This window comes from Streptomyces sp. NPDC006923, from assembly GCF_040635655.1.
Classification (GTDB): Bacteria; Actinomycetota; Actinomycetes; order Streptomycetales; family Streptomycetaceae; genus Streptomyces.
The window spans coordinates 471,409-489,133 of sequence record NZ_JBEYIF010000001.1 but is presented as its reverse complement, the minus strand read 5'-3'; the positions used below and the strand labels follow the sequence as shown (position 1 = coordinate 489,133).

General features: G+C 72.1%; 17 protein-coding genes. 7 read left to right on the top strand and 10 right to left on the bottom strand.

Features of this window, described 5'->3' with window-relative positions:
- Positions 1-15: 15 nt before the first annotated feature.
- Positions 16-411, top strand: coding sequence for a nuclear transport factor 2 family protein (locus tag ABZ707_RS02205; RefSeq protein ID WP_360166266.1), 396 nt, complete (start codon positions 16-18; stop codon positions 409-411).
- A gap of 143 nt (positions 412-554) precedes the next feature.
- Entirely contained in the window at positions 555-1,568 is a 1,014-nt protein-coding gene (locus tag ABZ707_RS02200; RefSeq protein WP_360166263.1) for a small ribosomal subunit Rsm22 family protein, read from the top strand.
- Between the two features lie 3 nt (positions 1,569-1,571).
- Here the strand turns inward: ABZ707_RS02200 and ddaH are convergent, their stop codons facing one another.
- The gene (gene ddaH, locus ABZ707_RS02195) at positions 1,572-2,417 is read right to left on the bottom strand and encodes a dimethylargininase (protein ID WP_360166260.1); all 846 of its coding nucleotides are present in this window, start codon (positions 2,415-2,417) and stop codon (positions 1,572-1,574) included.
- Positions 2,418-2,605: 188 nt separating this feature from the next.
- Between ddaH and ABZ707_RS02190 the strand changes: the two genes are divergently transcribed.
- Complete coding sequence (locus tag ABZ707_RS02190) at positions 2,606-3,229, top strand: TetR/AcrR family transcriptional regulator (RefSeq protein WP_360166257.1); 624 nt, start codon at positions 2,606-2,608, stop codon at positions 3,227-3,229.
- A gap of 206 nt (positions 3,230-3,435) precedes the next feature.
- Positions 3,436-4,188, top strand: a complete 753-nt coding sequence (locus tag ABZ707_RS02185) for a bifunctional DNA primase/polymerase (protein WP_360166254.1) — start codon at positions 3,436-3,438, stop codon at positions 4,186-4,188.
- Between the two features lie 71 nt (positions 4,189-4,259).
- Here ABZ707_RS02185 and ABZ707_RS02180 read toward each other — a convergent pair whose 3' ends face one another.
- From ABZ707_RS02180 to ABZ707_RS02150, 7 genes are all read right to left on the bottom strand, one after another.
- Complete coding sequence (locus ABZ707_RS02180; RefSeq protein ID WP_360166955.1) at positions 4,260-5,204, bottom strand: hypothetical protein; 945 nt, start codon at positions 5,202-5,204, stop codon at positions 4,260-4,262.
- Positions 5,122-6,090, bottom strand: a complete 969-nt coding sequence (efeU, locus tag ABZ707_RS02175) for an iron uptake transporter permease EfeU (RefSeq protein ID WP_360166251.1) — start codon at positions 6,088-6,090, stop codon at positions 5,122-5,124. Before efeU ends, ABZ707_RS02180 begins: the two co-directional genes overlap by 83 nt.
- 36 nt (positions 6,091-6,126) lie before the next feature.
- Complete coding sequence (efeB, locus tag ABZ707_RS02170; RefSeq protein ID WP_360166248.1) at positions 6,127-7,407, bottom strand: iron uptake transporter deferrochelatase/peroxidase subunit; 1,281 nt, start codon at positions 7,405-7,407, stop codon at positions 6,127-6,129.
- A gap of 25 nt (positions 7,408-7,432) precedes the next feature.
- Positions 7,433-8,572 (bottom strand): iron uptake system protein EfeO, encoded by a 1,140-nt coding sequence (gene efeO / locus ABZ707_RS02165; RefSeq protein WP_360166245.1) that lies wholly within the window; start codon positions 8,570-8,572, stop codon positions 7,433-7,435.
- A gap of 167 nt (positions 8,573-8,739) precedes the next feature.
- Positions 8,740-9,576, bottom strand: a complete 837-nt coding sequence (locus ABZ707_RS02160; protein WP_360166242.1) for a heme ABC transporter ATP-binding protein — start codon at positions 9,574-9,576, stop codon at positions 8,740-8,742.
- A 59-nt stretch (positions 9,577-9,635) separates the two neighbouring features.
- Positions 9,636-10,760: an iron ABC transporter permease gene (locus tag ABZ707_RS02155; RefSeq protein WP_360166239.1), complete on the bottom strand. Its 1,125-nt coding sequence runs from the start codon at positions 10,758-10,760 to the stop codon at positions 9,636-9,638.
- 1 nt (position 10,761) lies between these two features.
- A complete protein-coding gene (locus tag ABZ707_RS02150; protein ID WP_360166236.1) occupies positions 10,762-11,787 on the bottom strand; it encodes an ABC transporter substrate-binding protein in 1,026 nt (341 codons plus the stop codon).
- Positions 11,788-11,974: 187 nt separating this feature from the next.
- Here ABZ707_RS02150 and ABZ707_RS02145 point away from each other — a divergent pair, with 187 nt between their 5' ends.
- From ABZ707_RS02145 to ABZ707_RS02135, 3 genes are all read left to right on the top strand, one after another.
- Complete coding sequence (locus ABZ707_RS02145) at positions 11,975-13,408, top strand: HtaA domain-containing protein (protein WP_360166233.1); 1,434 nt, start codon at positions 11,975-11,977, stop codon at positions 13,406-13,408.
- A gap of 103 nt (positions 13,409-13,511) precedes the next feature.
- The gene (locus ABZ707_RS02140; protein ID WP_360166231.1) at positions 13,512-15,095 is read left to right on the top strand and encodes an HtaA domain-containing protein; all 1,584 of its coding nucleotides are present in this window, start codon (positions 13,512-13,514) and stop codon (positions 15,093-15,095) included.
- 139 nt (positions 15,096-15,234) lie between these two features.
- Positions 15,235-15,888: a PhzF family phenazine biosynthesis protein gene (locus ABZ707_RS02135; protein ID WP_360166228.1), complete on the top strand. Its 654-nt coding sequence runs from the start codon at positions 15,235-15,237 to the stop codon at positions 15,886-15,888.
- A gap of 43 nt (positions 15,889-15,931) precedes the next feature.
- Here ABZ707_RS02135 and ABZ707_RS02130 read toward each other — a convergent pair whose 3' ends face one another.
- Both ABZ707_RS02130 and map read right to left on the bottom strand, forming a co-directional pair.
- Positions 15,932-16,597 (bottom strand): biliverdin-producing heme oxygenase, encoded by a 666-nt coding sequence (locus tag ABZ707_RS02130; RefSeq protein WP_360166225.1) that lies wholly within the window; start codon positions 16,595-16,597, stop codon positions 15,932-15,934.
- Positions 16,598-16,756: 159 nt separating this feature from the next.
- The gene (gene map, locus ABZ707_RS02125; protein ID WP_360166222.1) at positions 16,757-17,614 is read right to left on the bottom strand and encodes a type I methionyl aminopeptidase; all 858 of its coding nucleotides are present in this window, start codon (positions 17,612-17,614) and stop codon (positions 16,757-16,759) included.
- Positions 17,615-17,725: the final 111 nt, after the last annotated feature.

Below are 17,725 nucleotides of genomic sequence, written 5' to 3'. Positions count from 1 at the left end.
CTGACTGGAGATAGCATGTCCTCATCATCCACCCTGCCCCCGTGGTTTTCTCGCGCACTTGACGCGCTGTGGGCCCGTGATCTCGACGGCTTCACATCGATCTTCGCTCCGGACGCGCTCTATGAGATTCCCTTCACCCCCACGGGCCCGGTGCGGCTCCAGGGCCGTGAGGAGATCGGTACTTTTATGCGGGACCTCCTTGACAGCGGCCGGCTCCGCTACGGCTCTCTTACGGAGGTCCGAGCCTACGAGTCCCAGGACGACCTGATCGTCGAGGCCGTCGCTCGCCATTACCGCGCGGCGGACGGATCGCCGCTCGACCTGAGTTACATCTGGTTTGTCACGCGGCAGGACGGTCAGGTGAGCCGGTTCCGCGACTATATGAATCCCCTGGAGATCTCGGCGATTTGAGCGGCCGGACAACAGGACTCCGACGGGGCGGGGGCTGCCGCAGAGTCAGGTGGTGCGTTGGGGCAGTCGCCGACCGCGTCCCCGTGGCCACTGTGGCGGGCGCCATCGCGCGAGTCCGGCGAACGCCGCCGTAGAATTCGGCGGTGAACGTCACCCTCTCCACCCCGGACGTCCTGCGGACCGCGCTCGCCGGGCTGCTCGACGGGCTGCCGCCCAAGCAGGCGGGACAGGCCGTCGACCGGCTGATCGCCAACTACCGCGGCGCCACCCCCACGGACGCGCCGGTGCTGCGCGACCGGTCGGACGTCGCCGCCTACGCGGCGTACCGGATGCCCGCGACCTTCGAAGCGGTACGGGCGGCCCTGGACGGGCTGGCCGGGGCCGCGCCGGACTGGGTGCCCGGCAGCCATGTGGACGTCGGTGGCGGGACCGGGGCCGCGATCTGGGCGGCCGACGCGATCTGGGGGGAACCGCGCGCCACCACCGTCCTGGACTGGGCCGAGCCCGCGCTGGCCCTCGGCCGCGAACTGGCCGCCGCCTCCGGCCTTCCCGGGCTGAGTGCCGCCGAATGGCGGCAGGCCAGGATCGGAGCGGCGCTGAAGCTGCCGGAGAGCGACCTGGTGACCGTCTCGTACGTACTGAAGGAACTGGCGGAACGGGACCGGGAGGCGCTGGTCGCCGAGGCCGCCCGGGCCGCGCGGGCCGTGGTGGTCGTGGAGCCCGGCACCCCGGACGGCTATCTCCGGATCATCGAGGCGCGTGATCGGCTCATCGCGGCCGGGCTGCGGATCGCCGCGCCCTGCCCGCACAGCGGCGCCTGCCCGATCGAACCGGGCGAGGACTGGTGCCACTTCGCGGCGCGGGTCAGCCGGTCCTCCCTGCACCGGCAGGTGAAGGGAGGCTCGCTGGCCTACGAGGACGAGAAGTTCAGCTATGTCGCGGCGGTGCGCTTCGACGCGAGCCCGGCGCAGGGCCGGGTGACGCGCAAGCCGCAGATCCGCAAGGGCCAGGTGCTGCTCGACCTGTGCACCGTGGAGGACGGGCTGCGGCGGGAGACGGTCACCAAGCGGCACGGCCCGCTGTACCGGGCGGCCAGGGACACGGCCTGGGGCGATGTCTGGCCGCCCCGCGCCACGCAAGAGCCGCCGGACGCGTAGCGGTCAGCCCCTCAGCTCCTGGGTGCAGCACTTCACACTGCCGCCGCCCTTGAGCAGCTCACCCAGATCGATGCCGACCGGTACGAACCCGCGGTCACGGAGCGGCGCGAACAGCCCGGCCGCCGTGGCGGGCAGCAGCACATGGCGGCCGTCGCTCACCGCGTTCAGACCGAGCACCGCCGCGTCCTCCTCCGAGGCGACGAGCGCGTCGGGAAAGAGCCGGGCGAGCACGGACCTGCTGCCCGGTGAGAAGGCGCCCGGGTAGTACATGATCTCGTCCGCCGTGTCGTCCAGCACACAGAGCGCCGTGTCCAGGTGGTAGTAGCGCGGATCGATCAGATCCAGGCCGATCACCGGCCGGCCGAAGAACTCCTGTGCCTCGTCGTGGGAGAGCGGACTGGAGCGGAAGCCGCGCCCGGCCAGCAGCCAGGAGGCGGTGACGGCGAAGTCGCCCTCCCCCTCGTTGATGTGCGCCGGCTCATGGATCTCGGTGTATCCCCGGGCACGGAACCAGGCCAGATGCGCCTCGGCCTCCGGCATGCGCTCCTCATACGCGAAGCGGGCGCCGAGCACCTTGCCGTCGATGACCGTGGCGCCATTGGCCGTGAAGACCATGTCGGGCAGGCCGGGCCGGGGATCCAGCAGCGAGACGGTGTGGCCGAGGGCGAGAAAGCGGTCGCGGAGGTCTTCCCACTGGGCGAGCGCGAGCGGAAGGTCCACCGGTTTCGCCGGATCCATCCAGGGGTTGATCGAGTACGTCACCCGGAAGTGGTGCGGCGGACACATGAGATAGCGGCGGGGCGAGGCGTCACGAGGCAAGGGGGGCTCCTCACGAGCGGTGGTGCGCACAGCATGTGCGTGCAAGCCATGCTCCGCTCCGCGGGGGCCCCGCGCTGTGATCCATTCGGGTGGTTTCCATGGACGGCTCGGTCGGCCGTACCCCGGTCGGCCGTACGGCGGTCATGGCGTGCCGCCGCCCGGTCCGGTGCGGGAGTGAGACGACACGTATCGGCTTGCCCTCTCGGTAGATTGGGCCCATGGCTGAGAGCAGGACACCCGACTCCACCCGGCGCAGCGAGCGGTCCCGCCGCGCCATCCATGACGCGGCCCTCGCGCTGGTGGGCGAGGTGGGCTATCCGAAGACGACGATCGAGGGCATCGCGGCCCGCGCCGGGGTGGGCAAGCAGACGATCTACCGCTGGTGGCCCTCCAAGGGAGCGGTGCTGCTGGACGCCTTTCTCGGTCTCGCCGACCGGACGGCGCGGGCGGCGGCCGAGGGGGTCCCGGTGGACGGGATCCCCGACACCGGTGATCTGGAGGCCGATCTCAAGCTGGTGCTGCGGGCCACGGTCGACGAGATGAACGACCCCCGGTTCGACGTGCCGAGCCGGGCGCTCACCGCCGCGGGGATCGTCGACGCCGAGCTGGGCGCGGAGTTCGTCGGAAAGCTGCTCGAACCACAGCTCCAGCTCTATGTGAGGCGGCTGCGGGCCGCCCAGGACGCCGGACAGGTGCGCCAGGACCTCGACCTCCGTGTCGCCCTGGAGCAGTTCACGGGACCGGTGGCCCATCGCTGGCTGCTGCGGACGTTTCCGCTGACGCACGAGTACGCGGACCGGGTTGTCGAGTACGCGCTGTACGGTCTGGCGCCGCGGCGCTGAGCGGTCGCCGGCCGCCGCCATGTGTCCGACGCCATCGGGCACCGGCCGTCGAACCCTCGGTGCATTTCGGTATATACGGCGAGAAGTTCACCGGGGCCGAGGTCCGGTCTCCGTACCCCGGTTGGGGAGCACGGCCACCTGAGGAGCAGGATGGTGCGACCATGGGAGTGTCCGCAGGGACGAGCGTGAGGTGTGTGAGGGGATAGATGGGCGACGATTTCGGCCGCTACCGCGGCACGGAGAGCAGGATTCCCCAGTGGCTGCGCAGGCGCCCCAAGAAGAGCGCCGGTGATCCCGGGCTCGACGGAGACGCCGGTGGCCGGGAGGCACTGCTGCTCGCCGTCGCCGACGCCGGTATGCCCGTCTCGCCCGCCGCGCATCCGGTCGGCTACCGATGTTCCTGCGAGCGGATCGGCTGTCCGACCCCGGCCCGGCACCCCCTCTCCTTCGCGTGGGGGACCCAGTCCACCACCGACCGCGCGCAGATCGAGCGGTGGGCGCGGAACCAGCCCGAGGCCAACTTCATCACCGCGACCGGCATGATCCACGACGTCCTCGACGTCCCGCTGGAAGCAGGCAGCCGGGCGCTGGAGCGCCTGCTCGAAGAGGGCGTGGACATCGGCCCGGTGGCCGACTCCGGCGGTGACCGCATGCTCTTCTTCACCGCGACCCGCGGCACCCCCGAGGACGAGGACGAGTGGTGGCCCTGTGAGCTGGACTGCCATCCCGAGACCATGGACGAACACCCCGGGCTGCGCTGGCACTGCCGGGGCAGCTATGTGCTCGTGCCTCCGGCCCGGCTTCCCGGCGAACTCGCGGTGCGCTGGCTGCGCGGCCCCGAACACCCGCTGCCGGACCCGCTGACGCTCCTGGAGGCGCTGACCGACGCGTGCGCCCGGTACGCGGGGGAGAACGCCGAGCTGGATCCGCACGCGGTGGCCTGGCCGATGGGCCGCTGAGCGGACGGCGCCGCTACTCAGCCACGAACCGGGGCTAGGAGCCCGTCTCGCTTCTCAGCCACGAACCGGGGCTAGGAGCCCGTGGCCCCGGTGACCCCCTGGAGGCGGCCCGACACCACGACCTGCGCGCCACCGGCGCGCGGTACCAGGACCGCCTGGCTGGACACCCACTCCTTGGTGACCGTGGTCTTCACCTCACCCGTCATGAGCGCCCTCACGTCCGCGTTCGCCGGCGGCCGGACCCCCTTCGCGCCCGTCTGGCGTTCGAAGTAGCGCGTGGCGAAGAAGACGAGCGCGTCGCCGTCCTTGGTCATCAGCCCCAGCGGCGCGAAGTCTCCGCCGGTCAGCGGCTGGTCGACATACTGCGTGGTGAGACCGGGCAGCCGCGCGTTCTTCGCGCGGGTCTCCCGCCAGGCGTCCGTATGCGGGCCCGGCGCGAAATGCGCCGGCTCTCCGCTCCCCAGATACGAGGCGTACTCCGCGCTCAGATCCTTCGGCGCCACCGACAGCGCCTCGCTGTCCGGTGCCACCGCCTCGCCCCAGCCGTCCTTGTCCGTCCTGAAGACGGGGACCTCGTCCGGGGAGAGGATCGTCAGATAGGGCACCTGCCACTGCTTGCCGGGCGCCTCGCGTACGAAGACCAGCACCCAGCGGTTGTCCTCGGGGCCGCCGTCCCGGTCACGGTTGCTGTCGGTGTCCGCGACGAACCAGCGCGGCCAGCCGGCCTTCTTCGGGATCGTGTACTTCGCGTCGGCCAGTTCGAGCGGCTGGTGCCCGGGATTGCCGTCCGGGCTCGTGATGCTCCGCGCCTTCAGACCGGCCTGGTTGATCGCGCCGAGGGCGCCGGTCACCCGGCCCGCGTCGAGCGCCGGATCGTAGGCCTTGTCCGCCTTGTTGTACGCGTCGGTGAAGTCCTTCAGCGCCCGCGCGGCCTCACTCCGGTTCGCCGACGGTACGACCGCCAGCTCCCCGTGCACCGTCACGCACCCGCTCGCCGTCAGCGCCAGCGCCGTCACCGCCGCGAGCCCCGCCGCTGCCCGAATCGGCCTTCTCAGCCTGCTCATCGGTCGCCTTCTGCTCCTTGACCCCCACTGACCGTCCGAACCATACCGGGGCCAGGAACAGAGCGAGCGTCGGGACCAGATACAGGCACCACACGACGAGTTGAAGCACCGTCGGATCCGGCTGGAAGTTGAAGACGCCCTTGAGCAGAGTGCCGTACCAGCTGTCCGGCGGGACCGTCGAGCTGATGTCGAAGGCGCGGTCGGAGAGACCGCCGAGGAAGCGCGCCTCCTGGAGGTCGTGCACGCCGTACGCGAGCACGCCCGCCGCGACGACCACCAGCATTCCGCCGGTCCAGGTGAAGAACTTCGCCAGATTGATCCTGACCGCGCCCCGGTAGAAGAGCCAGCCCAGCACCACCGCGCTGGCGATGCCGAGCAGCACCCCGACCAGCGGCCCGTGCGTGCCGTCCGACGACGCCCGCACCGACGCCCAGACGAACAGCGCGGTCTCCAGCCCCTCCCGGCCCACCGCCAGGAAGGCCGTCGCGACCAGCGCGCCCGTGCCCATCCGCAGCGCCGCGTCGAGCTTGGCGTCCAGCTCCGCCCTCAGATGCCGCGCGGTACGCCGCATCCAGAAGACCATCCACGTCACCAGCGCCACCGCGACGATCGACAGCGAGCCGCCGAGCGCCTCCTGAGCCTCGAACGTCAGCTCCTGCGAGCCGAATTCGAGCGCGCAGCCGAAGCCGAGCGCGAGGGCGACCGCGACGCCGATACCGGCCCAGATGGGCCGCAGCGCGTCACGCCGGTCCGTCTTCACCAGATACGCGATCAGGATGCAGACGACGAGACTGGCCTCCAGCCCTTCGCGCAGACCGATCAGGTAATTGCCGAACACGGCGTCGGGTCCCTTCTGCTTCTCGGAGATCAGGTACTAGGAGATCAGCGTCCGGCCCCACCAGTCGTCCGTGTCCCGGACGCCCGGCGGGATCGCGAAGACCGCTGAACCCACGTGCTGGATGTACTCGTTGAGCGCGTCGGAGCGCGCGAGGCTCTGCTGTACGGGGATGAAGGCGTCCCGTATGTCGCGCTGGTACGCCAGGAAGAACAGCCCCGCGTCCAGCCGGCCCAGACCGTCCGTGCCGTCCGTGAAGGAGTAGCCCCGGCGCAGCAGCCGGGCGCCGTGGTGCGAGTCCGGGTGCGCCAGCCGTACGTGCGACGTCGGCAGCATGGCCTCCAGACGGGGCCGGTCGTGCTCGTGGGCCCGGCCGACGGCCGCGCCCTCGCCCTTGTCCCGGCCGAAGACGTCCTCCTGCTCCTGGAGGGACGTGCGGTCCCAGGTCTCGATCCGCATCGAGATCCGGCGGGCGACCAGATAGGAGCCGCCGGCCATCCAGGCGGCGCCGTCCCGCTCCGCCGCCCACACATGACGGGTGAGCGCGGCGGTGTCGGTGCCCGCGATATTGCTGGTGCCGTCCTTGAATCCGAAGAGATTGCGCGGGGTCTGGGCGCCCGGTGTCGTCGAGGACGTCTTGCCGAAGCCGAGCTGCGACCAGCGCACCGCGACCTTGCCGAAGCCGATCCTGGCCAGATTGCGGATCGCGTGCACCGCGACCTGCGGATCGTCCGCGCACGCCTGGACACACAGATCGCCGCCGCCGCGCGCCGGATCGAGATTGTCGCCGGGGAACTTCGGCAGGTCGACCAGCGCGGCCGGACGGCGGCTGTCCAGCCCGAACCGGTCCTTGGCGAAGAGCGAGGGGCCGACGCCGAAGGTGAGCGTGAGCCGGGACGGCTGGAGGCCCAGCGCCTCGCCCGTGTCGTCCGGCGGGGCCTCGGCGAGACCGCCGTACGCGCCCTCACCGACCGTGCGCCCCGCCGTCAGCCGCTCGGCGGCCCGGGTCCAGTCCTTGAGCAACTGGACCAGTTCGGCGCGGTCCTCCGTGGTCACGTCGAACGCGGCGAAGTGCAGCCGGTCCTGGACGGCGGTGGCGATACCGGCCTGGTGCGGCCCGTGGAAGGGGACGGCCCCGCCGGTGCCGCTCGCGGACGCGGCGCCGTCCCCGTCCCGTACGGCGGCCACCGCGCCGCCGGCCGCGGCGGCGCCCAGCGCCAGCCCGGCACCGCCCCAGCCCAGCAGCGCACGCCGGGAGGGCGCGGCACGGGAAGGACCGCCCCGGCCCGTCGCCGGGGACTCCGGTGTTTCGTCGGACATGTCCCGGTGTTCCCTTGCTCGACGGCTACTTGACGACGGCGGCGGCGAGCTTGGAGAGCGGCTCGGCCAGCGCGTTCACACCGTCCGACAGCTCCTTGCGCTGTGCCTCGCCGACCTTCTCGTACGAGGTGAAGTCGTACGAGTCAGGTGCGGCGCGGTACGTGTCGAGCAGCGTGTTGATCGCGGCGAACCGCTTGTCCAGCTCGGTCACCAGCGCCGGGTCGTTCTTCGAGGCGACCGGCTTGAGCAGCTCGTAGGAGTGCTGCGCGCCCTCGACATTGGCCTTGAAGTCGACCAGGTCGGTGTGGCTGTAGCGCTCCTCCTCGCCGGTGACCTTGCCGGACGCGACCTCGTCGAGGAGTTCCTTGGCGCCGTTGGCCATGGAGGTCGGTGTGATCTCGGCCTTGCCGACGCGCGTCTGCCAGTCGGTGAGGTCCTTGTCGAGGGCGTCGGCGAGCGCCTTCGCGTCCGGGCCGAGCTTCTTGTCCTGCCAGAGTTCCTTCTCCAGCCGGTGCCAGCCGGTCCACTTCTGGCCGTCCTCCAGGCCGTCGGCGCGGACGTCCACCTTGGGGTCGATGTCACCGAAGGACTCGGCGACCGGCTCGGTGCGCTCCCAGCCGATCCGGGAGGGGGCGTACGCCTTCTTCGCGGCCTCGGTGTCTCCGGCGCGCACGGCGTCGGTGAAGACCTTGACCTTGGGCAGCGTCTCGTCGGCCTGCGCCTGGACGTACGTGCGGTACGCGGCGACCGCCGCGTCCATCTCCGGGCTGCGCTTGGCGGCGGTGCCGCCGGTGACGGTGATCTTCTGCCGGATGCCGTCGCCTTTCATACCGGGCTTGCAGGCGATCTCGTACGTACCGGCCTTCACCTCGGCGGTGACCTTGGCCTTGGTGCCGGGGCCGATGTTCTCCCGCTCGGTGACGATGCGGTCGTCCGGGAAGAGGACATAGACCTCGGTGACCTTGGAGCCCTTGTTCTCCACGGCCAGCTCGACATGGCCCGCCGGGAACTCCGTCCTGGAGACCTCGCAGGAGTCGTCCTTCGCCGTGACCCGGACGGCGCCGTCGCCGGCCTTGGTGTCGCTCTTCTCGGCGCAGCCCGTGACGGTGGTCAGGGCGGCCACCGCGGCGACGGCGGTGGCGACGGAGAGGCGGACGGGTCGCATACAGGGCTCCACGATGGATGGAATGGGGGTACTGAGGCGGACCTAACTTAACCGAGGCTTTCCTAAGCGCTACCCGCCGGTCAGGTGATTCAGATCTCACTCTTTTGGCCGGATACGGGGAGGTTACGACAGCTCCATGGAGGCCCCACGGGGACGCAAAGCGGCGGTCAAGCGACCCGCCTCGGGATCACCAGCGGCACTCCGGTGGCGGGATGGCGGAGGACCTCGACGGGCTGCCGGTAGACCCGGCTCAGCAGTTCGTCGCGGAAGACGTCTTCCGGCGGCCCCTCGGCGGCGATCCGGCCGTCGTGCAGGACGGCGGCCCGGTCCGCGTGCGCCGCCGCCAGCCCCAGGTCGTGCAGGACGACCACGACGGCGTCGCCCGCCGCCGCGCGCGCCCGGCAGATCCGCAGCACCAGTTCCTGATGGCGCAGATCGAGCGCGGCGGTCGGCTCGTCGAGCAGCAGCAGTGGCGCCCGCTGCGCCAGCACCCGGGCGAGGGCGACCCGGGCCCGCTCGCCGCCGGAGAGCGCGGAGAAGGGACGCCCGGCGAACTCCGTGGTCTCGGTGAGCGCCATCGCCTCGGCGACGGCGGCCCCGTCCTCGTCCTCCAGCGCGGTCCCCGCCCATGGCGCCCGGCCCATCCGTACCACCTCCGCGACCGGGAACGGGAAGGAGAGCGTGGCGGCCTGCGGCAACACGGCGCGGCGCAGGGCGAGTTCCGGCGCGGACCAGTCGTCCGCCGGCCGGCCGCCGATCCGTACCCTTCCGCTGTCCGGGCGCAGATCGGCGGCGAGTGCGGCGAGCAGGGTCGACTTCCCGGCGCCGTTGGGCCCGACGAGCGCGAGCACCTCACCGGCGCGGACGGTGAGGTCGATCCCGGAGAGCACCTCGCGCTGCCCGAGACGGAGCCGCAGTCCCTCGGCTGCGGCGACGGCGGTGCCCGGCCGGACGGGCCCGGGCAGGGTGCGCTCCCGCGCGGCGAACAGACTCCTGAGACGCATGGGCGACTTCCTCGGATGCGGATGCGGATGCGGATGCGGATACGGCGGCGCGGCGCCGGTCATGCCCAGCCGCCCTGCCTGCGACGGGTCCTGCGCAGCAGCCAGAAGAAGAACGGACTGCCGAGGAGAGCGGTGAGCACACCCAGCGGGAGCTCGGCGGGGGCCGCGACCGTACGGGCCGCCAGGTCGCCCGCCACCAGCACCAGCGCGCCGCCGAGCGCGCTGCCCGGCACCAGGAAGCGATGGCCGGGGCCGTGCGCCATCCGCAGCAGATGAGGCACCAGCAGCCCGACGAAGGTGATGATCCCGGCCACCGCGACCGCGGCGGCGGTGAGCAGCGCGACCACCAGGACCAAGACCGTACGGAGCCGCTCGACATCCACACCGAGATGGCGGGCGGGCCGTTCTCCGAGCGCGAGCAGGTCGAGCTTCCGGGCGTGGAACGGCGCCACGGCCAGCCCGGCCAGCGCGCACGGCAGCACCGCCAGCACCTTCGGCCAGGTCGCCTGCGCCAGCGAACCGAGCTGCCAGAAGGTGATCTGGGTGATCTGCGCGTTGTCCGCGAAGAAGATGAACAGCCCGATCAGCGCACCCGCGAACGCGTTCACCGCTATCCCGGTCAGGATGAGCGTGACCACCTCCGTACGGCCGCCCGAGCGGGACAGCGCGTAGACGAGCAGTACCGTCGCCAGCCCGGCGGCGAACGCGCAGAACGTCACCGTCCAGTTGCCGAAGAAGCCCAGCCCCAGCGCGATCGAGGCCACCGCGCCGACGGCGGCGCCCGACGAGATGCCGATGACGCCCGGTTCGGCGAGCGGATTGCCGAACACGCCCTGCGTCAGGGCGCCCGCGCAGCCGAGCGAGGCGCCGACGAGCAGCGCGAGCACGACCCGTGGCAGCCGGACGTTCCACAGGACGCTCTCCCCGACACGGTCGAGCGCGGCGCCGCCGAGGCCGGCCCGGTGCTGGACGGAGGCGAGCACGTCCGCGAGCGGTATGTGGTATGCGCCGGTCCCGGCGGAGAGCAGACAGAGCACGATCAGCGCCCCGAGCAGCCCGCCGGTCAGCAGGGCTGTGTTCCCGGGCCGCCGCCGGCTCTCGGCCCGGGCCCCGGCGGCCGGCGCGGGCGGACCGTCCGTCTCCGGGGCGCCGTCGGCCGGCGCGTGGGTGGGGGTCGCCGTCATATCAGTTCCCGTCCCCGTAGAGCTGGTCGACGATCGACCGCAGCACCCGGTCGGTGCGGGGGCCGTAGTTCAGCAGCACGCCGTCGTCGACGGAGACGACCCTGCGGTCCATCCCGGCGGGTGTCTCCGCGACCCCCGGGATCCTCACCAGGCCGTCCGTACCGCCCACCGACGCGAGGCCCTTGGTCATCACCAGGATCGCGTCGGGCGCGGCCTTCGCCAGCGCCTCGCTCGTGATCGGGGTGAAGTCCTTCCGCAGCCCGGACTCCTTGCCCGCGTCGACCGCTCCGGCGGCCTCCAGCAGGGAACTCGCCCCGGAGTCACCGCCGCCGAGCAGATAGACGGAGGCCGAGCCGCGCAGATAGAGGAAGGCGACGCGGGGCCTCGCGCCGGACTCCCGGGCGGGAATGTCCGCCCGTACGGCGGCGATCCGCCGCTCGGTACGTGCCTTCAGCTCGGTGCCCGCCGCCTTGACGCCGAGGGCGGCGGCCACCGTGTCGATCCGTTTCCCGACATCGCCGAGGCTCTTCGCCGGTTCGACGACGACCAGCGGGATCCCGGCGTCGCGAATCTGGCCGATGGCCTCGGCGGGGCCGGTGGAGGTGTCGGCGATGACGATGGTCGGCTTCAGCGAGAGCACGCTCTCCGCCGAGACATCGTGCGCCCGGGTCACCACCGGCAGCTTCGCCGCCTGTTCGAACGTGGCGGTGATGTCCCGGGCCACGACCTTCGCGCCGAGACCGAGGGTGAAGACGATCTCGTTCAGCGAGCCGGTCAGCGGCACGATCCGGTCGGCCGAGGTGACCGTCACGCGCCGGCCGTCCGCCGAGTCCACGGTGACGGGCAGCCGGGGCGCGGGCACGGACGCCAACGGCTCGACCCGGTCCGCCGTGGCGGCGCGCGCACCGGTCCTGTCTCCGGGGCCGGAGCCGGAGCCGGATGTGGAGCCGCCGTCCCCGCAGCCGGTGGCGGTCAGGGCGAGGGCGAGTACGGAGAGAAGCGCACCCGCCAGACGTGATCTGCGCACGGAGTGCACCGTCCTGTTCGTTCTGCTGGTGGTCAGGGGGTCTGTCCATCGTTGTGTGGCGCTTTGCCGCCGTTTCCCTGGACCGGGAGGTTCCGGAACAGCATGAGATAGCTTAGGTTAGCCTTACCTTGCTTGCCAGGTCCGGGGCTGCCCGGATTCCGGCTCGTTCAGACGTGGGAGTGAGCTCATGCCGTCCTTCAGACCCCTGCGCGCGTTCGCCGTCGCGCTTCTCCTGGCGCTGCCGGTGGCCCTGCTGCCGGCCGCCGGCGCACAGGCGGCGGACCGCACGGTCCAGGGCGGCCGGCTCGACTGGGGCATCAAGTCCTCGTTCCAGAGCTATGTCACCGGGCCCATAGCGCATGGCAGTTGGAGCCTCGTCGGGGGCGCGGCCACCGTGGGCGGCAGCCAGTTCCGCTTCCACTCCGCCACCGGCACCTACGACCCCGGGAGCGGGGCCTTCCGCGCCGGATTCGCCGGCGGCGTCCGCTTCCTCGGGCACCGGAAGGCCGACGGGACGTATGAGCTCGACCTCACGATCAGCCGCCCCACCGTGCGGATCTCCGGTGGCGGCGGCACCCTCTACGCGGACATGACCAGCAAGGCGAAGGGATCGGGCAGGGTCACCACCGCCTCCCAGGTCCCGCTCGCCGCGCTCGACCTCGCCGGGATCGACATGACGGGCGGCGGCAGCCCGGTCGCCCTCGCCAACGTCCCGGCGAGGCTCACCCCGACCGGCGCCACCGCCTTCGCCGGCTACTACACCGCCGGTACGCCGCTCGACCCGGTGAGCCTCTCCGTGGATGTCGCGGCGGCGAAGAAGCCCGTGGACAAACCCGCGGGCGGCGGTGCCACGAAGAAGGGGAAGACGGGGCCCAGGGCCGCCGGAACGTTCCAGGACGCGGCCGTCGACTGGGGCGTGCGCCGCACCTACCGCGAGTACGTCACCGGCTCCATCGCCCAGGGCCGCTGGACGCTGAGCGGCGGCGCCCGGGACGGCGGCGCGCTGTTCCGCTTCCCCCGGGGCACGGGCTCGTACGACCCGGGGAAGCGGACGCTCGACGCGGCCTTCGCGGGCAGTGTCCGGTTCACCGGCACCGGCCTCGACCTGACGCTGAGCCGGATCACCGTCCGGGTGAGCGACGGCCGGGGCACCCTGTCCGCCGATGTCACCGACGCCACCACGGGCCGGACGCCGGCCAGGGCGGTACCGCTCGTCACCTTCGCGGCCAAGGACTTCACCCCCAGGCGCGGCCTCGCCTCGGTCAACGAGGCCCCCGCCACGCTCACTTCGGCGGGCGCCAGGGCATTCGGCTCCCTCTACTCGGCGGGCACGGCGATGGATCCCGTCTCGCTCGCCGTCGCCGTCGACCGGGCGGCGCGCCTGCCCGCCCTGCCCGATCTGGGCAGCGACGCCACACCCTCCGCGCGTCCTGAGCCCTCGGCGGCCACCGGCCGCACCGCGGGCCCGGCCACCGGGAACGCGGCACCTTCCGGATCCTCCGCGCCGTCCGCCGGCGCCGGAACGTACGCGGCGATCGGCGCGGGCCTGCTCGTCGCCGCGGGACTCGGAGTGCTCGCCGTCCGCAGGCGCCGCGCCGCCGCCGGACCCGGCGGCCACTGAACACCCACGCGATCCACGCGCGGCGCGCCTTCCGTGCCGTCGGAGACGCACGTCCGCGCCCGCGCCGACCAACGACCCACGACCCATCGAGGAGAACACCACCATGGCAGCCACTCGCCGCCCCCGGGCCCTCGCCGCCGCCATCGCGACGGCGGCCGCTCTCGGCGCCACCGCCTTCACCCTCCCGGCACTCGCGGCCGGTGTCCCCGCCGCGGCGCCCGCCGCGCCCGGTGCCCCGAAGCTGGAGCTGAAGGACGGCACCCTGGACTGGGGCCTGAAGGAGTCCTTCCGGAGGTATGTGACGGGCATCGCCGCAGGCACGATCTCGGCCACCGAAGGCGCCACCCAGGCCACCGGAAATGGTCCCTTCACCTTCACCAACGGCACGGGCACCTATGACCCGGCGACACACAACGTGGCCACGGACTTCGACGGCGGGGTGCGGTTCAGCTCCGCCGCGCACGGCTTCGACATCCGGATCGCCGACGTCAAGCTGGTCACCGAGGGTACCGGCGGCGCCATACAGGCGGACGTCAGCCTCAACGGCACCACCCAGGACGACATCGACCTCGCCGAGATCGATCTGACGGGCATCCGCCCGGAGACCGGGGCGGGCACGATGGTGTTCAAGGACATCCCCGCCAGGCTGACCGCCGACGGCGCGAAGGCGTTCAACGGCATGTACGCGGCGGGCACGGAGCTGGACAAGGCCACCCTCGCCGTCGCGTACTCGACGGGCGGCACGCCGACCCCCACCCCGACGCCGACCCCGACCGAGCCGCAGCCGAGCCCGACCCCCACGGCGACCGTGCCCACCGGAGCGCCCACCGGCGGGACCACCCCGACCCCCACCGCCCCGGTCGGCGAGGCACCGCCGGCCGCCGAGGACGTCACGATCGTCGACGGCGATCTGGACTGGGGTGTGAAGGAGTCCTTCCGGTCCTATGTCACGGGACCGATCGCCAAGGGCAGGGTCGAACTCTCCGGCGGCGCCACCCGGTCCGGCGCCGCCTACCGCTTCTCCGGCGGAACGGGCACCTTCGACGCGGACACGGGGACACTCTCCGCGTCCTTCGCCGGTACGGTCCGCTTCCTCGGCCACGAGGAGGCCGGTGAGTATGTGCTCGACCTCGGCCTGAGCGGGCTCCGGGTCGAGGTGAAGGACGGCAGGGGCACGCTCGTCGCGGACGTCCGCGCCAAGGACCGGGAGACCCACAAGGTCACCACCTTCAAGGGCCTGACCTTCGCCACGCTGGACCTCCCGGCCGGCGGCCCGGTGGCCAAGGACGGCGTCGTCACCCTGAGCGGTGTTCCCGCGACCCTCACCGCCGACGGCACGAAGGCGTTCGGCGGCATGTACCCGGCCGGCACGGCGCTCGACACGCTGACCCTCGCGGTCGCGCTGGACGACGACGCCGAGCTCCCGGGCGGCGGCGGCGACTCCGGCGGCACGGGCGGCGACTCCGGTACGACGGGTAGCACGACGGGTGGCTCCACGGGCGGTACGGCCGGCGGCGGTACCGTCGGCGGCGCCGGCTCCCTCGCGTCCACCGGCGCCCTCGCCTCCACCGGCTCCGAGATCCCGGCGGGCACGCTGCTGAGCGCGGCGGGCGCCGTCGCCGCCGCGGGCGCGGCCGTGGTCTTCGCGGCGAAGCGCCGCCGGGCACCCCAGGAGGAGACCGCGTAACCCTCGCGCTCACGCCCGCGACGGCGGGGCCGCACCGACCGGAAGGACGGCGCGGCCCCGCCGCCGTGTCCCGCCGCGGGGTCCGGCCCGGGACACACCGCGGTGCCGCCCGGCGGGCCCGTGATGTTTGAATGCCCGGGTGACAGACATCGACGTACTCAGCGTCTTCTGCGCCGCCGACGGCCGGCACGGCAATACGCTCGGCGTGGTCCGCGAGGGGCGCGCCCACCCGGACCGGGCGGCCCGGCAGGCGCTCGCGGCCCGGCTCGGCTACAGCGAGACCGTGTTCGTCGACGATCCCGAACGCGGCGTGGTCGACATCTACACGCCGGGGCTGCGGCTGCCGTTCGCCGGGCATCCGCTCGTCGGCGCCGCCTGGCTGCTCGACCTGGAGGCGGTCAATCCGCCCGCCGGAGAGGTATGGGTGCGCCAGGACGGCGAGTTCACCTGGATCACGGCCCGGCCCGAATGGGCGCCGCCGCGCACGATCCAGCGGTACGCCTCACCCGCCGAGGTCGACGCACTGCCCGCTCCGCCGCCCGGCGAGGGCTGGCTCTACGCCTGGGCCTGGCTGGACGAGGCGGCGGGCCGGGTCAGGGCCCGCGCCTTCCCGCGCCGCGACGACGGCATTACCGAGGACGAGGCGACCGGCGCGGCGGCGCTGCTGCTCACGGCGGAGCTGGGCCGCGCCCTGAACATCACTCAGGGCCGGGGGTCGCAACTCCTCACGGCCCCCGGCCCCGACGGCTCCATCGAGATAGGCGGACGCGTCCGCCTGCTCTCGGCACACTGAGCGACGGCCGGCGGGCACCTGGCCCGTCCCGGCCGCGCCCCGGTCAGGCACTCAGCGGGAATTGCTCGCCCAGCTCACGGAAGACCGCGCCGTTGAAGTCGAACGCGCGCTTGCACTCACCGATGATCCGCTGCTTCTCCAGATCGTCCGCCGCCACCCGGTCCAGCAGCTCGCGGTAACCCCGCTTGAACGCGGCCGGGTTGGAGATCCGCTCGAAGACATAGAAGCGGACGCCGTCGCCCTTGCGGTCGAAGCCCCAGGTCTTCTCCGCCGTGTCACGGATGATCTGGCCGCCGGAGAGGTCGCCGAGATAGCGGGTGTAGTGGTGCGCCACATAGCCGCCCGGCCAGGTGCGCGCGCACTCCTCGATCCGCGCGGCGTACGCGGCGGTCGCCGGCAGCGGCTCCAGGCCCGTCCGCCAGTCGGCGCCCCGCAGATGCGCCAGGTCGCGCTCCAGTTCGGGCGTACGCAACAGCTCGTCCTGGATGAAGGGACCGGCGACCGGGTCCGGCCGCAGCGACTCGGCGGCGCCCTCCAGCGCCCGGTACACGAACCAGAGCTGCTCCGTGTACCGCGTGTACGCGTCCACTCCGAGCCGGCCGCCCAGCATGTCGCTCATGAAGGCGGAGGTCTCCGCCTCGGTGTGCTGTTCGTGCGAGGCGACCCGGATGAGGGTGGAGAACGGAGTGGCGGTGGCGGTGGCGTCCAAGGCGGGCCTCCAGGGACCGAGGGGACGGGAGCAGGCAAGGGCCGGCGGCGGCACGGGGCCGCCGCCAGGACCGATACTCTTACTTAGGCTTACCTAAGTCAACTGGTTCCCGACGTCCTGTCGGTAAAAACGCTACTCCCCGCCCGCCCGGCGGCAACCTCAGGGCAGCGTCAGGATCTCCGCGCCCGTCTCCGTCACCACCAGCGTGTGCTCGAACTGCGCGGTCCGCCTGCGGTCCTTGGTCACCACGGTCCAGCCGTCGTCCCACATGTCGTGCTCGTAGGTGCCGAGCGTGAGCATCGGCTCGATGGTGAAGGTCATGCCCCGCTGGATGACGGTGGTGGCGTGCGGGCTGTCGTAGTGCGGGACGATCAGCCCGGAGTGGAAGGACGAGTTGATGCCGTGCCCGGTGAAGTCCCGGACGACGCCATAGCCGAACCGCTTGGCGTACGACTCGATGACACGCCCGATGACATTGATCTGGCGGCCGGGGCGCACCGCCTTGATCGCCCGGTTCAGCGACTCGCGGGTCCGCTCCACCAGGAGCCTCGACTCCTCGTCGACGTCCCCGCAGAAGTAGGTGGCGTTGTTGTCGCCGTGCACACCGTTGATGTAGGCGGTCACATCGAGGTTCACGATGTCGCCGTCACGCAGCACCGTGGAGTCGGGGATGCCGTGACAGATCACCTCATTGACGGATGTGCAGAGCGACTTGGGAAAACCGCGGTAACCGAGCGTCGACGGATAGGCGCCGTGGTCGCACATGAACTCGTGCGCGACCCGGTCGAGCTCGTCCGTGGTCACACCGGGCGCGATGTGCTTCGCGGCCTCCTCCATCGCCTGCGCGGCGATCCGCCCCGCGATCCGCATCAGTTCAATCGTTTCCGGCGTCTGCACTTCCGGCCCGTTGTACGGGGTAGGAGCAGGTTTCCCGACATATTCGGGGCGCCGGATGTTTCCGGGAACGGAACGGACGGGAGAGATCTCCCCTGGTACGAGCAGCGACTGGCCAGACATGCCAGCGAGTCTAGGGCGTGTCTGAGAGGTGGCGTCGTGAGCCGGACGGGACGTTCACAACACGCCCGGCCGGCGACCGTGGGGCAGCATGGCGTCAGAGGAAGGAGCCGA

Excerpts from the sequence above, each read along its gene's own strand:
- ABZ707_RS02155 (WP_360166239.1), bottom strand. The coding sequence starts at position 10,760 with ATGACGGCGACCCCCACCCACGCGCCGGCCGACGGCGCCCCGGAGACG.
- efeB (WP_360166248.1), bottom strand. The coding sequence starts at position 7,407 with ATGTCCGACGAAACACCGGAGTCCCCGGCGACGGGCCGGGGCGGTCCT.
- ABZ707_RS02145 (WP_360166233.1), top strand. The coding sequence starts at position 11,975 with ATGCCGTCCTTCAGACCCCTGCGCGCGTTCGCCGTCGCGCTTCTCCTG.
- ABZ707_RS02160 (WP_360166242.1), bottom strand. The coding sequence starts at position 9,576 with ATGCGTCTCAGGAGTCTGTTCGCCGCGCGGGAGCGCACCCTGCCCGGG.
- map (WP_360166222.1), bottom strand. The coding sequence starts at position 17,614 with ATGTCTGGCCAGTCGCTGCTCGTACCAGGGGAGATCTCTCCCGTCCGT.
- ABZ707_RS02190 (WP_360166257.1), top strand. The coding sequence starts at position 2,606 with ATGGCTGAGAGCAGGACACCCGACTCCACCCGGCGCAGCGAGCGGTCC.
- ABZ707_RS02205 (WP_360166266.1), top strand. The coding sequence starts at position 16 with ATGTCCTCATCATCCACCCTGCCCCCGTGGTTTTCTCGCGCACTTGAC.
- ABZ707_RS02140 (WP_360166231.1), top strand. The coding sequence starts at position 13,512 with ATGGCAGCCACTCGCCGCCCCCGGGCCCTCGCCGCCGCCATCGCGACG.
- efeO (WP_360166245.1), bottom strand. The coding sequence starts at position 8,572 with ATGCGACCCGTCCGCCTCTCCGTCGCCACCGCCGTCGCCGCGGTGGCC.
- ABZ707_RS02185 (WP_360166254.1), top strand. The coding sequence starts at position 3,436 with ATGGGCGACGATTTCGGCCGCTACCGCGGCACGGAGAGCAGGATTCCC.